This window comes from Elizabethkingia occulta (genome assembly GCF_002023715.1).
GTDB classification, from domain to species: domain Bacteria; phylum Bacteroidota; class Bacteroidia; order Flavobacteriales; family Weeksellaceae; genus Elizabethkingia; species Elizabethkingia occulta.
The window spans coordinates 71,821-86,406 of record NZ_MAHX01000017.1; the positions used below are offsets into that span (position 1 = coordinate 71,821).

A 14,586-nucleotide genomic window follows, 5' to 3' on the forward strand; every position below is an offset into this window, starting at 1 on the left:
CTAAACACGAATTATAACTTTATATGAAAAGCTTAAATAAACTATCGCTGGTTTCTTTAATTGGACTTCTCTTTTTTACATCATGCGCAAGAGATACTATTTCGGCTGATACTGGAAGTGTAAAGACTACCCCTGAAAATGAATTTGTATGGAATGGTCTTAATTCCTGGTATTACTGGCAGAAAACTACTCCTACGCTTGCAGACGGATATAATAAAACTGCAAAATTTGCTGATCTTGTCAGTGGAAAATCTGCAGATGCTCTATTCTATAGTTTAGTAACCGATCCGTTCTCCTGGATAGAGAAAGATGGTGTTATTAAATCTCCTAGTGCGGCGCTCAATGCTGTTAAAAAAGGTTCCGGGATAGATTATACGTTGTTTAAAGTAAAGGATACCAATTATTATATAGGAATGGTAAATTATGTAGTAAAAGGGTCTCCTGCAGCAGATGCCGGAATTGTAAGAGGAAATGCAATTACGGAAATTCGCGGAGAAAAGATTACAACGAGCAATTATAGAGATCTTGAAAGTGACATGGTTACAATTACATATCAAGGTATGAGCAGAGACATCGAAAATAAAATTGTTTTCGGAGATAAGAAGACTGCGGTAATTGTTACAAGAAGTGTAAATGAGGATCCTGTAGCTTTTTATAAGCTTTTCAAAAAGAATGGAAAGAACATCGGGTATTTAGTTTATAATGCCTACGATGCAAATTTTAATAGTCGCTTAGATGCTGCATTTTTACAAATGAAACAGGACAATGTTACGGACTTAATATTGGATCTTAGGTATAATGGAGGAGGGTCTGTTAATACAGCCATAGGGCTTAGCTATTTAATTGCAGGAAGAAAAGGTAATCCGTTTGTATCATTAAAATATAACGAAAAACATCAGAGTCAAAATACTACTTATAATCTTGGAAATACTTTAGGTGGAGGAGCTAGTGAATCTTTAAATCTTAACAAAGTTTATGTTTTGACAAGTGATGGAACGGCTTCTGCAAGTGAATTAACAATGGACGGATTAGGTGCTTACATTGATGTTATAAGAATTGGAGGGACTACTTATGGTAAATTTGTAGGGTCAATTACTTTGTATGATTCGCCTGATAATGGTTATACAAGTGCGGATAATATTAAGCCACCTTATAATCATGGATGGACTATGCAGCCTATTGTCTTTGGATACTGGAATGCGAAGAATAATCCACATCCACAAAAAACAGATGATAACCCAAATGGTGGTCTTATGCCTACGTTCCCTATTAATTCTAATGATTATTTCGGTACTTTGAAAGAGTTTGGAGATGAAAATTCTGATATAGCATTGATTAAAGCTTTACAGGAAATCACAAATCAGACATCATCAATAGCCGCCCTTAAATTGATGGCATCTTTAAAAAGTTTTGGAAATCAAAGCGGAAATAGTGGTTCTGATCAGTTTCAATTTTTTGGTACACAAAAAACACTGACTCCTAATGGAACAAAAGCCCATCTTGATAAACCTTGATAAATATATAAAAACAAAGGAGCCTTTCGGCTCCTTTTGTTATTTTTTAGGCTGAGATTATTTAATCAGATTCTTTTTGAATTCAACCATTTCCATTGCTGTAACAGCAGCTTCAATACCTTTGTTTCCTAGTGTACCTCCACTTCGAGCAATAGACTGCTCCTTGTTATCATCTGTCAATAAACAAAAGATAGCGGGTGTATTTGTCATTAAATTGATATTAGTGATACCTTGGGTCACTCCGGAGCATACGTAGTCAAAATGAGCCGTTTCTCCGCGAATTACACATCCAATAGCAATGACTGCATCATACTTTCCGGTTTTTGCTAGCTGCATGGATGCATAACTTAGTTCAAAAGCACCCGGAACAGGAAATACATGGATGTTATTTTCTTTTAAACCTTCCTTTCTCAGAGTTTCAATTGCTCCGTCACGAAGATTATGAGTTACAAAATCATTCCACTCAGAAAAAACAATGCCGATAATCATTTCATCGGCATTTGTTATATGAAGTGGCTTATAAGCTGAAAGATCAGTTGTTGCCATTTTTTAATAATATTTTACCATTTCAATATAAGCATCAGATGCTCCATTGTCATAATCTTTATATTTTTCTTCAATTGAAGAAAAGTATTTTTTTGCAGCGTCATTCTTTTTTAGAGATAAAGACAGAAGACCAGCTTTTCTTGTAAAGTAGTATGATGTATAATCATCATCTGAAGAGCTTACTGCTTTTTCAAACTGAGAAAGCGCATCGTCACCTTTGTTAAGGTTAGCTAGACAATCTCCCATTACACCATATTTAAGAGCCATAAGAATCTTGTTGGAAGAACTGAAATTATCCATCATATCATATGCTTTCTGGAAATTCCCTTTTTTAAATTCTAAAACAGCAGCATTGTAAGCAGCAAGTTTACCTACTTTAGTTCCGGAATATTCATTATAAGTACCAATAAATCCAGGATTAGCAGCAGACTTTCCACCAAGGGCTACATCTTCTTTTCCTTGGCTTAGATTTTTCTGTGCAGCAAGAAACTCAGTTGTTGCCTCTTCATTTTTCGGACCTAATACAAATTGGTCATAAGCAAAGTAACCTAAGATACCAAGAAGAACAACACCTAGTGCAATCCCAATTTGCTTTGAGTATCTTTCAATGAATTTTTCAGAATTCAGATTTCTTTTGTCCAAATCTTCGAAAAACTCTACAGTTTCTTTTCCGCTGTTATTATTTTTAGTCATTTTCTGATTTTAATGAATTGCAAATTTAATGTTTCTCTGTTGATATACAAATAATTCATTTGAGATTTAAAACCTAAGCTTCGAAATTCTTTTATGCTACTTTATATTTTATCAGGAAACACTTTTTAAAGCTTCTAATTTTATTATTAGTCCTTTATATTTACCTAGTACGAAAGGATTTTATAAATGTCAGCATTGAACGGGCGAAGTTTTTCTTCCCCATTCAGAAAATCCAATCCAATTAAGAAGCTAAACTGAGAAACCATTGCCCCCTGTTTTTCGACAAGCTTTGCTGCTGCTTCAGTTGTACCACCTGTTGCAAGAAGATCATCATGGATTAGTACCCGTTGGCCGGCTTTTAGCTGATCAGCTTTCATTTCTATTTCAGAAGAACCATATTCCAGATCATATTTTTGAGAAATAAAAGGCGGAGGTAATTTTCCTTTTTTCCGGATCAGGATAAAAGGAACTTCCAGCTTTACAGCCAATGCAATTCCGAATAGAAAACCACGACTTTCGATTCCGCAAACAACATCAACTTTCCCACGGCTGAAATTAGCTAAATCATCAATTACCTCCTCATAGAGTTTTGGATTTAGAAATACAGGTGTAATATCCTTGAACTGTATTCCCGGTTTCGGGAAATCCGGAATATTTTCAATTGTTGCTTCTAGCTTTTGGATTAAGCTTTCAGATGCCATATTATTTTATTTTGCAGAATTTATTTTATAACCAGTAATCTTCCAGCCGTCAGCAGATGCTTTAAGCGTATAGGTAACATTCAGGTCTGTATTTTTACCAGCATTATCTGTTACAGTATAGTTCGCATTTACAGTTGCCTGATCCGCTGTTTTGTTAGCTGTATTTACAGATTTTACACTGATAGACTTTATAGCTCCAAAACCAGAATTTGCATTTGAGAAAGACTCATAAGATCCCCAGCTTGGGTTATTAGACATTTCATAAGCAGCTTTTAGATTTTTAGCCCCTATGCTTCCGATAAATTTGGAAACTGATGCTTTTGGATCTGCTAATGGTTTTGGAGTTTCTACTGGAGCAACTGGAGGGGTTGTAGCTCCTTCAGGATTAGTTGGAGTAGTTGTACCATCAGGATTGGTAATCGCACCATCAGGATTTGTTACAGGTTCTGTAGGCTCAGTAATTACAGGTTTATTTAGTGCATTAGGATTGAGAGAGATTCCTGTTTTAGTCATTTGCAATGTTTTCTTAGCTGTTTTTACACTTACTTTAACATCAATGCTGTTATCCATAATTCTGTCAAAAGGTAAAGAACTTAATTTTAAATAAAAACCTTTAAAGTTGTTATTCACCATCAAGTTTTTGGAGGTTGATATTTTGGCGCCACCACTTGATACTTCCAGTACTGTCTCTAATGCAGCATTACTAAATTCTATTTTATTGCCTTGTGCATCTACTAAGCGAGGAACAATCATCAAGGCTTTTGGACCAGAGACTGAATCTACACTTGCGGGTTGTACAGAAAGACTAATGGTAGAAGCCTGAATATCGTTCGGGTCGACTTCTGTAGGTTTACTTTCTTCGAAGATATTCATTTCTCCTAGTGAAGGTGGAGCTGTACTTGCCCATTCAATTCCCTGCTTTTGTGCAATACTATCCGCTAAAGCAAGAATCTCGGCGACATTCTTCCCATTAAGAAGTTTTGCTGTTGCATTCATCTGGTCGATATCTCCTTCTGCATTTGTTCCGAATTTCTTGATAATGTATAATGCCTCATTAAACTTTATCTGTTTAATGGTAGTAAGAGAAGAGGCCATATCATTTACACTACTCTGAAATGATTTTAGCGACTCACCATCTACTTTGTCTTTCTTACAACTCACAAGAAATAAAAACGACAATAAGAAAAGATATTTAAGGTATCTCATAATATAAGTTTAGTTTGTGCAAAATTAAAAAAAAATCCCGTCGTTGGACGGGATTAAATTTGTATTGATCAAAATTTTAGAATGGATATTCATAAATTTCGGATTCTTTTAAGAATGGATTACCTGTAGGTATTAGTTTCAACTTAGAAAGAGCAGACATTACGGCGAAGATAAATAAACCGATAATGAATAAAGTTGCTCCGATTTCCAGTAAACCAATATTCCAGAAAGGTCCTACTGTACCAGGCATTACAATGTTGAAATAATCTAACCAGTGTCCGCAGATTACAACAACTGCCATAGTACTTACTACTTTGTAGTTTCTCTTAATGCTACTACTTACTAATACCAATAATGGTAACAAGAAGTTAGGAATCAGCATTGGAAGGAAAGTCCAACGGTAGTATTCAAATCTTCCGTAGAAGTAGTTAACTTCTTCAGGTACGTTAGCATACCAGTAAAGCATGAACTGTGCAAACCAAAGGTAAGTCCAAAGCATACTTGTTGCAAATAAGAATACACCAAGATCATGTAAGTGATTATCATTGAACTGAGGTAATACTCCTTTTTTCTTAAGATAAACGCTGATAAGGATGATAATACCTACTGCAGTAGACAGACAGCTTACCATTGTATACCAGATATAAAGGGTAGAGTACCAGTGAGGGTCAATAGACATCATCCAGTCCCAAGCCCATGCTGCAGAAGCAAAACCGAAGAATGCGATATAACCCACACTCCAGTTATAGTATTTTTGATATACTGCTCTGGACTTAGTTTCATCTACTTGCTTAGAAAGAGATTTTAATTTGAATACGAAGAATGTTGCTCCTCCTACAAAGATAAGAGTTCTTACAAGGTAGAAAGGAATATTCAGGTATTTGCTCTTTTCATATAAAATTACATCAAAGTGTGGTGAATTTGGGTCAACAAGACTTCCGTCCATCCAGTGGTAAAGGTGGCTCCATCCAATTGTGTTTGCGATAACAATAATCAGCATTAATACCCCACCATAAGGAATGAAGGATGCTACTGCTTCCATAACTCTCAGGATAATGATAGGCCATCCTGCATGAGATGCATTTTGTACACAATAGAAGAACAATGCTGCACAGGCAATACCAAAGGCAAATACAGAAACCTGTAATAATGCTGCCATTGGTTCATTATGAACCTGATGTAAAGCAGTTTCTATATGCTCATTATGCGTTTTGTCGTGCTCCTGCATAGAGTTGGACTTTGGTCCATGCTCAAGATCAACGTGCTTCGCAGCAACCATTTGTTCTACTTTAGCCTCATCGATGCTGTGATTTACAGCGTAGCCAATACCAAACAGAACAAGCCCCACAACAATTAAAATAATGGAATACAGTCTTAATTTAGGTGAAAAACTATACATCTTTTTTCTTTTTATTTTTTAGTATTAGCATTATCAGCCGGAGCATCTTTAGCCGCAGCATCTTTATTTTCAGCTGCTGCCGGAGCTGCAGCTTGTTTTTTAAATTCGTTCATAACGTACATTGCCACTCTCCATCTGTCACCAGCATTTAACTGACCAGCGTAAGATCCCATGTTGTTACGTCCGTTCTCCAATACATAATGTACAGAACCTACAGTGATTTCTCTGTCTGCATAGTTAGGAACACCACTATAAGCTCCAGATTCTACGATAGGACCTTTACCATCTCCACCTGTACCATGACAAGCAGCACATGTATGATCAAATAATTTCTTTCCTCTTTCTAAATCCTTCTCTTTATTAGCAGGATTTAAAGGAGAAGAAGTTATTTTTTTAGACTCATCGTATAGTCTGTTATAATCTTCTGTATTTTTTGGTGCTTCAGATGGTAAAACACCATCCTTATTCTGAGCTACAGTTCCTTCAACAGGAGATAAACCTGTTTGTCCGTTTCTGGATGCAAATGCCGGAATTTCGTTCTCATGATCTGAATAAGGATCCTGAGCTTTCATTAAGGGGTCATATGCTACCGGAAAATACATGTCCGGGAAGTATACTAAAGGCGGTTCAGTTTTATCCCCGCAAGAATTTAAGGTAATTACTCCAACGCTAAGGATACCTGCTATTTTTAAAAAATTCTTTTTCATTTTAGGCATCTTTAATAGTTATTTCTTCAACTCCTGTATCCACAAGCAATTGCTTGATCGTTTCCACATCATCAGATACAAACTCAATTAAGAATTTATCATCTGTAGTTCTTGGATCCGGATTCTGAGGTTTAGCACCAGGATACATTTTATTTCTTACTAAGTAAGTTAGTGACATTAAGTGCGCAGCACAGAAAACCATTAACTCGAACATTGGTACTACGAAAGCAGGCATGTTATGTGCCCAGTCGAAGTTTGGTTTACCACCAATAACCTGAGGCCAGTCGTGGTTCATCATGTACCATGTTGTCAGAGCTCCGATACTTACACCATAACAAGCATAGATAAACGCAGCATCTGAAATTCTGGTTTTTTTCAAGCCTAAAGCTTTATCTAACCCGTGAACCGGGAATGGAGTATAAACTTCAGCAATTTCAATTCCTTTATCTCTGAACAATTTAACACCATGCATTAAATCGTCATCGTCGCCATAAAGGCCGTATATTCTTTTAGTGGTGCTCATCTCCTTCTTTTGCTTTATAAGTTTCACCAGAAATTTTCAAAATCGTTTTCAATTCCGCCTGTGCAATTACAGGGAATGTTCTTGCATATAATAGGAATAATACAGAGAAGAATCCGATAGTTCCTAAATATACACCCACGTCTATAATAGTTGGCTTAAACATTGTCCATGAAGACGGTAAGTAGTCTCTTGAAAGGTTAATAACGATGATATCAAAACGCTCAAACCACATACCGATGTTAATGATTAATGCTACTATAAATGTCCAGATAATATTGGTTCTTAATTTCTTAAACCAGAATGATGCAGGGATAACAAGGTTACAGATAATTAACGCCCAGAATGCCCACCAATAAGGACCGGTTGCTGCTCCCGGAGATAAATATGTAAAGTCCTCGAATCTTGAACCTGAATACCATCCGATGAAATATTCAGTTGCATAAGCTACAGTTACCATACCACCAGTTACAATGATTACGATGTTCATAATCTCGATGTGGTACATTGTAATATATTGCTCCAAGTGACATACTTTTCTTGCAACTAAAAGAAGGGTCTGTACCATTGCGAATCCTGAGAAGATCGCACCCGCAACGAAGTACGGAGGATAGATGGTAGAGTGCCATCCTTTGATTACTGAAGTGGCGAAGTCAAATGATACCGTGGTGTGTACCGAGAATACAAGTGGCGTTGCTAAACCTGCAAGAACTAATGAAAGTTCTTCAAATCTTTGCCAGTGCTTTGCTTTACCTCCCCAACCAAATGCAAGGATAGTGTAAATCTTTTTAGTGAATGGAGTCTTTGCTCTGTCACGGATCATTGCAAAGTCAGGAATAAGTCCCATGAACCAGAATACTACTGATACTGAGAAATAAGTTGAGATTGCAAATACGTCCCAAAGTAGAGGCGAGTTAAAGTTTGGCCAAAGAGATCCAAACTGGTTTGGTAATGGGAATACCCAGTATCCAACCCAAACACGACCCATGTGAATTACCGGGAATAACGCTGCCTGAACAACGGCAAAAATTGTCATTGCCTCTGCAGAACGGTTAACCGACATTCTCCATCTTTGTCTAAATAATAATAGTACGGCAGAGATCAATGTACCGGCGTGACCAATACCTACCCACCATACGAAGTTGGTAATATCCCAACCCCAGTTGATAGTCCTGTTTAACCCCCATGCACCAATACCTGTACCAATTGTATATGCTATACATCCAACTCCGTAGATAAATAGTACAAGTGCTGCATAAAGTGAGTACCACCATAATTTTCCGGCTCTTTCCTCGATTGGACGAGCAATATCTTCCGTAATATCATGGTAAGTCTTGTGACCAATAATAAGCGGTTCCCTAATCGGGGCTTCGTAATGTCCTGACATTTGTTACTTTATTTATTATTTAAACTTCTTTTTCTTCTCTATTTCTAATTTTCGTATGGTAGAAAACGTTTGGTTTTGTACCAATTTCCTCTAGCAGGTAATATCTTCTCTTGCTACCGAATAAGCTTCTTACATGAGATCCATTGTCATTCATGTCTCCGAACTGCATAGCTCCTGTAGAACAAGCTTTAGAACAAGCTGTCTGGAATTCTCCGTCAGCAACTCTTCTGCCATCTTTCTTAGCTTCAAGGATTGATGCCTGAGTCATTTGGATACACATTGAACATTTCTCCATTACCCCTCTGGTTCTAACCACAACATCCGGGTTTAGCACCATACGGCCAAGGTCATTGTTCATGTTATAATCAAACTTATCGTTTAATGCATAGTTGAACCAGTTGAATCTTCTTACTTTGTAAGGACAGTTGTTTGCACAATATCTTGTACCAATACATCTGTTGTATGCCATTTGGTTCTGACCTTGCTTACCGTGAGATGTTGCCGCTACCGGACATACAGTTTCACATGGAGCGTGGTTACAGTGCTGGCACATTACCGGTTGGAAGATTACGTCCGGAGTCTCAGATGGTTCGATAAGAATATCGTAAAGCTGAGGAACGTTAAGTCCTTTATCCAGACCTTCTTTAGTTTCGATTTTCTCTTTAGAAGAATAGTAACGGTCAATTCTTAACCAGTACATATCACGAGACATTCTGATCTCTTCTTTACCTACTACAGGAACGTTGTTTTCTGCCTGACAAGCAATTACACAAGCTCCACAACCTGTACATGAGTTAAGGTCGATAGAAAGGTTGAAGTGAGGGCCATCAGTATCATCATTATTATCCCAAAGGTCGATCTTACCCATTGGTAAAGTACCTCCGTAAGTATGCATCTCTAATGGCTTATTCCAGTCATTAACATCTTTGTGTAAGAATGTTTGTAAAGGAACTTCTTTTGCAATTTCATAACGTCCCATTAGGGTGTTCTGAAGCTGCATACCTGCAAACTGGTGCATTTCACCTGTTTTTTCAAGTTTAACACCTGAAAGTGCAAGATTAGATCCGTCGAATAACGGATAAGCGTTGATACCTGTTTTAGCTACTTCACCATTGTCTGCTTTACCATATCCAAGTGCTAAACCAAGAGAGCCTTCGGCTTGTCCTGGCTGGATGAATACAGGAACGTCTTTTAATGTTACATCATTTACAGTAAGGTTAACGATAGAACCGTCTAACTGCATTCTGGCATTAAGATCATTATCTATACCTAATTTCTTAGCATCGGCAGGAGAAATAGTGATATAGTTATCCCAAGACATTCTGGTGATAGGATCTGGTAATTCTTGCAACCAAGGGTTGTTAGCTTGTGTACCATCTCCAATCGCAGTATTGGTGTTTAATACTAATTCTAAATCAGAAGCTTTGAATGCTTGTAGTTCAGAAATTGCCTGAGAAGCATTACCTCCTGAATAAGAAAGGTTACTGCCACCACTTACATTATTGAAACCATTGTATAATGCCTGATTGAATGATGTTCCACCAAGAATTGTTACAGCGTTTGCTTTAAGATAATCGTAGTAATTATTAGGAGCTCCTTTTCCGTTTGTCCAGATTAAAAGAGACTCTTCAACTTGTCTTGATTTGTAAACCTTCTGGATAGTAGGCTGCATTAGAGTGTAAACACCTGTTTCAGGCATTACATCACCCCAAGATTCTAACCAGTGCGTTGCAGGGATAACAACTTTAGCTGCTTTAGCTACTTCGTTATTTTTATCTGCAATTGCGACTACAAAGTTTGCTTTTGATAAAGCAGCCTTGAACTGAGCACCTTTGTTAGAAGAGTATACTGGGTCGATGTTATTTGTAATAACAACACCTACCTGTCCACCATTTAACCAGGAAAGGAATTCATTATAACGAGCTCCGTCATATTCTTTCAGGTAAGAAGCCTTACCAGTGAAAGCATTAGAAGCTAATTTTTGGTTAATTAAGTGTGCTAAAACGTGTGCCGCTTTAGAACCATCAGCAAATACTACTGCATTGCTTCCTTTAGCCTGAAGTTCTTTAACGATAGAAGCAGCAATCTTATCAGATGTACCTCCGTTTAATCCGTTATAAACCTCTACTAAAGTTTTGTATACCTGAGAAGGCTTTTGCTTAATTCTTGTATCAGCGTTGGCTCCTGTTAAAGACATGTTAGATTCAATCTGTACGTGTCTTAACATTTTGTCTCCAGGAACTCTTGCTGCTGCATAAGAAGTCTCTAAGCTCGCTCCGTTAAAGTCTCCTAAGAAATCTGCGTTGAAAGATACTACCAATTGAGATTTGCTTAGATCATAAACCGGAATGTTTCTGCTTCCGAATACTTCCTGTGCTGCATCTAGCGCTGCTGCATATGGAAATGCATCGTAAGTTACTAACTCAGCATTAGGATATTTAGCTTTGAAGTCACCAAAAAGTTTTTTGAAAGTAGGGCTTGGCATAGAATGAGAAAGTAAAACTACTTTCTTGTTAGATGCCTGAGCATCTGCCAAAGCCTTAAGCACAGTGTTATCTACTTCATCAAAAGTAGCTTCCTTACCGTTAACTTTTGGTTGCTTTAGTTTATCATTGTCATAAAGAGAAAGAACACTTGCCTGAGCTCTTGCATTTGTTTTACCAAGGTTGCCTGCAGCCGGGTTTGGTTCAATTTTGATTGGACGCCCTTCTCTTGTTTTTACCAATACACTTGCAAAATCGAATCCATCAAAATAAGATGATGCATAGTAGTTCGGTACACCCGGGATAATATCGTGAGGTTTCACAACATAAGGAATAGTCTTAACTACCGGAGCTTCACAAGCAGCAAGTGTTACTGCTGCTGTAGAGAATCCTAAAAGTTTTAGGAAATCTCTTCTGCTGGTAGAAGAACCATTCATTTTTTCCTCATTCCCTAGGAATTCATCTACCGGAATTTCTTCGGCAAATTCTTTCTGAGCCAACTTGTTTGTTAAAGTTGGATCTTTTAGTTCGTGAATACTTCTGAATTGTATTTTATTTGAAGCCATTGATACTTCTAGTTTTCGTTATTAATAATGACATTTACCACATTCGATACCTCCAATAGCATCTACAGTAATCTTAGCACCGCTACCATATTGTTTCTTCAACTTGTCGTGAAGTTTCTCAAAGTAAGCCTGGTTGTAAGTGTTACCCATATCTACTTCTGTAGTTCTGTGGCACTCGATACACCATCCCATAGTGAAGTCGTTAGCCATTTGTACTACGTTCATAGTATCGATTTTACCGTGACAAGCTTTACATACTACATCGATTTGCTCGTTAGGATGCTTTTTGTTGAATGAATTGATAATTGCTTGTTCTCCGGCAATAACGTGCTGAGAGTGATTGAAGTATACAAAATCCGGCATGTTGTGGATTCTTGTCCATTCAACTGGAGTCTCTTTTCCTGTATATGCCATTTTTGCTGGATCCCAACCTGTTGCAGCATAAAGTTTTTTGATTTCTCCGTTGTAGAAATCTCTGTCGTGACCTGGCTCCAGATATTCACCTTTGTATTCAGGGATAGCTTTGTGACAGTTCATACACACATTAAGTGAAGGGATTTCAGATACTTTACCATACTTAGCACCAGAGTGACAAAGCTGACAGTCGATTTTGTTGATTCCTGCGTGAATTTTGTGAGAGAAGTAGATAGGTTGCTCAGGCTTGTAACCTTTGTAAACACCGATCCACATTAACCAGTTCCATACACCATATGCTGCAAGGATTGCTAAAAGAGCAACAACACCTTGTCCTACAATTTTGTATTTTGCATAAAGCTCGCTGAAAGACTGAATTCTTGTAGCATTAAGAGCGGTAATCTCTTCGGATTGGTTAAGTTTTACTAGCTGTCTTATTTTGAATAAGATCCAGATTAATAGACCTGCAATAGCGAAAAGTGAAATCATTACGATTTTAGCATTTCCTTCGCTAGCTTTAGCTGCGTTTACAGCGTTTAGATCTGGGGAATCAGTAGCTTTAGCATCTTTCTTTGCATCAGCTGCTGGTTCAGCAGGAGGATTGGATGTATAGGCTAAGATATCATCGATATCTTTTTCAGAAAGATTCGGGAATTGTTGCATCTCAACTTTTCCGTTTTCTTCGAAGATTTTGTTTGCGTACTTGTCACCGGAAGCTCTTAAAGCTTTGTTGTCTTTAATCCACTTTTGGAACCAGTCGCGTCCTAGACCTTCCTCTGCTTTTACCTTTTCTACAATGCCTTTTAATGGTGGCCCAATTAGTTTTGAGTCAAGTTTGTGGCAGGCTGTACAATTTGTTTTAAAGAGCTCTGCCCCTTTTGCAGGGTCGCCTTCCTGTGCGTTATAAAGAGCACTGGTTGATAGCAAAATACCAATTGCAATCAGCCCTTTCTTGTAATGCTTTCTCCAATTAATCATTTAATTAATCTTGATTAGTTAATCTTTGATACTATATCATTCAATTCGGCAAAAATACTATTTTAACACTACATTAACAGGGCTAAAATATGTCTAAATGTCATTTTTCGGTAATTTATATCAATTCTAAATTAGTTTCAGGAATTAGTCTTATTTTTGCATAAATTAACTATTAATAGATGAAAAAGATATTTCAGATAGGAGCTGTTATGATGTTGTTTTGTTTTCAAAATATTTATGCTCAGAAGATTATCAGTAAGAAAGATAGTGTGAGCGGTAATGTTTATACTGCGCAAATGGATAGCAGAATAGACGAATTGTTGACCAGATCTGAAGAGAGCTGCAATCGTCCTGCAGGTCCTAAAATTGTAAATAATACTGGTGGCGGATCGGTAATAAGCGAGGATAGAATTGTTACAAGTACTCCTCGTGTTATCAATACAAAAACACTCTCTACTGCAGATATTTGTAGAAACAGACCTAAGCTTAGTGGTTATAAGATTCAGATTGCTGTGACTAACAATAGCAATGATGCAAATAAGATAAGATATGAGGTAAGACAAAGTTTTCCGGATCTTAGAACAGAGCTTGACAGTAGCCTTAGACCTAACTATAAAATTCTTGCCGGTAGCTTCTTTAGTAAGCAAAGCGGTAGCGAGGATCTGAGAAGGGTAAAAAGAGTATACAGCGGAGCGATACTTATTCCTTACAGAATCTTCTGTGTGGAAGCAAAATAAAAATAAAAAAGGGAGCCAATCGGCTTCCTTTTTTATTGTAATCAGTGCTTAGTTTTTTACTAAAAGTCTGAATCCTTCACCGTGTACATTGATGATCTCCAAACCTTCATCTTCTTTTAGAAGTTTACGAAGTTTAGCAATGTAAACGTCCATACTTCTCGCTGTAAAGTAGTTCTCTTTCTTCCAGATTTTTCTTAGTGCCAGATCACGAGGCATAAAATCATTTCTGTGGATACAAAGAAGCTTTAATAGCTCATTTTCTTTTGGAGAAAGCTTATATTCCTGATCGTTTACACGTAGCTGACGCAACATAGAGTCGAAGAATATATTACTGATTTTAAATTGTTCCTGTTCTTCGTCTTCAATGGAAGAACTTCTCTGAAGGATTGCTTTTATCTTGTAAAGCAATAGTTCAGTATCAAAAGGTTTGGTGATATAATCATCGGCTCCGATTTGGTATCCTTTCAGGATATCTTCGCGCAAGTTTTTAGCGGTAAGGAAGATGATCGGAATATTTTTATCAATTTTTTTAATTTCTTCAGCTAAAGAGAAACCATCCTTTTTTGGCATCATTACATCGGTAATGCAGATGTCAAATTCGTTTTCGGTAAATTCTTTTAGTCCTTGTTCGCCATCGGCAGCCAGAGTTACATCGAAGTTATTAATAGTTAAATAATCCTTCAGTACAGCTCCGAAGCTTTGGTCGTCTTCTACGAGTAAGATTCTGTTGTTCAT

13 protein-coding genes are annotated in these 14,586 nt (G+C 37.3%); 2 read left to right on the forward strand and 11 right to left on the reverse strand.

The window, feature by feature from the left end; genetic code table 11:
• Nucleotides 1–23: 23 nt before the first annotated feature.
• The gene (locus tag BAZ10_RS13835; protein ID WP_078772544.1) at nt 24–1,514 is read left to right on the forward strand and encodes a S41 family peptidase; all 1,491 of its coding nucleotides are present in this window, start codon (nt 24–26) and stop codon (nt 1,512–1,514) included.
• Nucleotides 1,515–1,571: 57 nt separating this feature from the next.
• On the opposite strand, the gene ribH is transcribed toward BAZ10_RS13835, so the two are convergent.
• The 10 genes from ribH to BAZ10_RS13885 form a co-directional block, all read right to left on the reverse strand.
• Nucleotides 1,572–2,060 (reverse strand): 6,7-dimethyl-8-ribityllumazine synthase, encoded by a 489-nt coding sequence (gene ribH / locus BAZ10_RS13840; RefSeq protein WP_078772545.1) that lies wholly within the window; start codon nt 2,058–2,060, stop codon nt 1,572–1,574.
• A 3-nt stretch (nt 2,061–2,063) separates the two neighbouring features.
• Nucleotides 2,064–2,753 (reverse strand): tetratricopeptide repeat protein, encoded by a 690-nt coding sequence (locus tag BAZ10_RS13845; protein ID WP_059322761.1) that lies wholly within the window; start codon nt 2,751–2,753, stop codon nt 2,064–2,066.
• Between the two features lie 164 nt (nt 2,754–2,917).
• Nucleotides 2,918–3,454, reverse strand: coding sequence for an adenine phosphoribosyltransferase (locus tag BAZ10_RS13850; RefSeq protein WP_078772546.1), 537 nt, complete (start codon nt 3,452–3,454; stop codon nt 2,918–2,920).
• Nucleotides 3,455–3,460: 6 nt separating this feature from the next.
• Nucleotides 3,461–4,660, reverse strand: coding sequence for a hypothetical protein (locus BAZ10_RS13855; RefSeq protein WP_078772547.1), 1,200 nt, complete (start codon nt 4,658–4,660; stop codon nt 3,461–3,463).
• 76 nt (nt 4,661–4,736) lie between these two features.
• The gene (locus BAZ10_RS13860; protein WP_009086543.1) at nt 4,737–6,059 is read right to left on the reverse strand and encodes a hypothetical protein; all 1,323 of its coding nucleotides are present in this window, start codon (nt 6,057–6,059) and stop codon (nt 4,737–4,739) included.
• Nucleotides 6,060–6,070: 11 nt separating this feature from the next.
• On the reverse strand, nt 6,071–6,775 hold the full coding sequence (locus tag BAZ10_RS13865; RefSeq protein WP_078772548.1) for a c-type cytochrome: 705 nt from the start codon (nt 6,773–6,775) through the stop codon (nt 6,071–6,073).
• Nucleotides 6,768–7,289, reverse strand: coding sequence for a DUF3341 domain-containing protein (locus BAZ10_RS13870; protein WP_009086545.1), 522 nt, complete (start codon nt 7,287–7,289; stop codon nt 6,768–6,770). The genes BAZ10_RS13865 and BAZ10_RS13870 overlap by 8 nt, the downstream gene beginning before the upstream one ends.
• Entirely contained in the window at nt 7,276–8,673 is a 1,398-nt protein-coding gene (gene nrfD, locus BAZ10_RS13875) for an NrfD/PsrC family molybdoenzyme membrane anchor subunit (protein ID WP_034869924.1), read from the reverse strand. The genes BAZ10_RS13870 and nrfD overlap by 14 nt, the downstream gene beginning before the upstream one ends.
• Nucleotides 8,674–8,692: 19 nt before the next feature.
• A complete protein-coding gene (locus BAZ10_RS13880; RefSeq protein ID WP_078772549.1) occupies nt 8,693–11,722 on the reverse strand; it encodes a TAT-variant-translocated molybdopterin oxidoreductase in 3,030 nt (1,009 codons plus the stop codon).
• Between the two features lie 21 nt (nt 11,723–11,743).
• Nucleotides 11,744–13,114, reverse strand: coding sequence for a c-type cytochrome (locus BAZ10_RS13885; RefSeq protein ID WP_059154462.1), 1,371 nt, complete (start codon nt 13,112–13,114; stop codon nt 11,744–11,746).
• A 179-nt stretch (nt 13,115–13,293) separates the two neighbouring features.
• Here BAZ10_RS13885 and BAZ10_RS13890 point away from each other — a divergent pair, with 179 nt between their 5' ends.
• Nucleotides 13,294–13,851, forward strand: a complete 558-nt coding sequence (locus BAZ10_RS13890) for an SPOR domain-containing protein (RefSeq protein WP_078772550.1) — start codon at nt 13,294–13,296, stop codon at nt 13,849–13,851.
• A gap of 48 nt (nt 13,852–13,899) precedes the next feature.
• Here the strand turns inward: BAZ10_RS13890 and BAZ10_RS13895 are convergent, their stop codons facing one another.
• Nucleotides 13,900–14,586 (reverse strand): response regulator transcription factor, encoded by a 687-nt coding sequence (locus BAZ10_RS13895; RefSeq protein WP_034869927.1) that lies wholly within the window; start codon nt 14,584–14,586, stop codon nt 13,900–13,902.

Excerpts from the sequence above, each read along its gene's own strand:
- nrfD (WP_034869924.1), bottom strand. The coding sequence starts at position 8,673 with ATGTCAGGACATTACGAAGCCCCGATTAGGGAACCGCTTATTATTGGT.
- BAZ10_RS13850 (WP_078772546.1), bottom strand. The coding sequence starts at position 3,454 with ATGGCATCTGAAAGCTTAATCCAAAAGCTAGAAGCAACAATTGAAAAT.
- BAZ10_RS13870 (WP_009086545.1), bottom strand. The coding sequence starts at position 7,289 with ATGAGCACCACTAAAAGAATATACGGCCTTTATGGCGACGATGACGAT.
- BAZ10_RS13865 (WP_078772548.1), bottom strand. The coding sequence starts at position 6,775 with ATGCCTAAAATGAAAAAGAATTTTTTAAAAATAGCAGGTATCCTTAGC.
- BAZ10_RS13880 (WP_078772549.1), bottom strand. The coding sequence starts at position 11,722 with ATGGCTTCAAATAAAATACAATTCAGAAGTATTCACGAACTAAAAGAT.
- BAZ10_RS13835 (WP_078772544.1), top strand. The coding sequence starts at position 24 with ATGAAAAGCTTAAATAAACTATCGCTGGTTTCTTTAATTGGACTTCTC.
- ribH (WP_078772545.1), bottom strand. The coding sequence starts at position 2,060 with ATGGCAACAACTGATCTTTCAGCTTATAAGCCACTTCATATAACAAAT.
- BAZ10_RS13845 (WP_059322761.1), bottom strand. The coding sequence starts at position 2,753 with ATGACTAAAAATAATAACAGCGGAAAAGAAACTGTAGAGTTTTTCGAA.
- BAZ10_RS13860 (WP_009086543.1), bottom strand. The coding sequence starts at position 6,059 with ATGTATAGTTTTTCACCTAAATTAAGACTGTATTCCATTATTTTAATT.
- BAZ10_RS13885 (WP_059154462.1), bottom strand. The coding sequence starts at position 13,114 with ATGATTAATTGGAGAAAGCATTACAAGAAAGGGCTGATTGCAATTGGT.
- BAZ10_RS13855 (WP_078772547.1), bottom strand. The coding sequence starts at position 4,660 with ATGAGATACCTTAAATATCTTTTCTTATTGTCGTTTTTATTTCTTGTG.
- BAZ10_RS13890 (WP_078772550.1), top strand. The coding sequence starts at position 13,294 with ATGAAAAAGATATTTCAGATAGGAGCTGTTATGATGTTGTTTTGTTTT.
- BAZ10_RS13895 (WP_034869927.1), bottom strand. The coding sequence starts at position 14,586 with ATGAACAACAGAATCTTACTCGTAGAAGACGACCAAAGCTTCGGAGCT.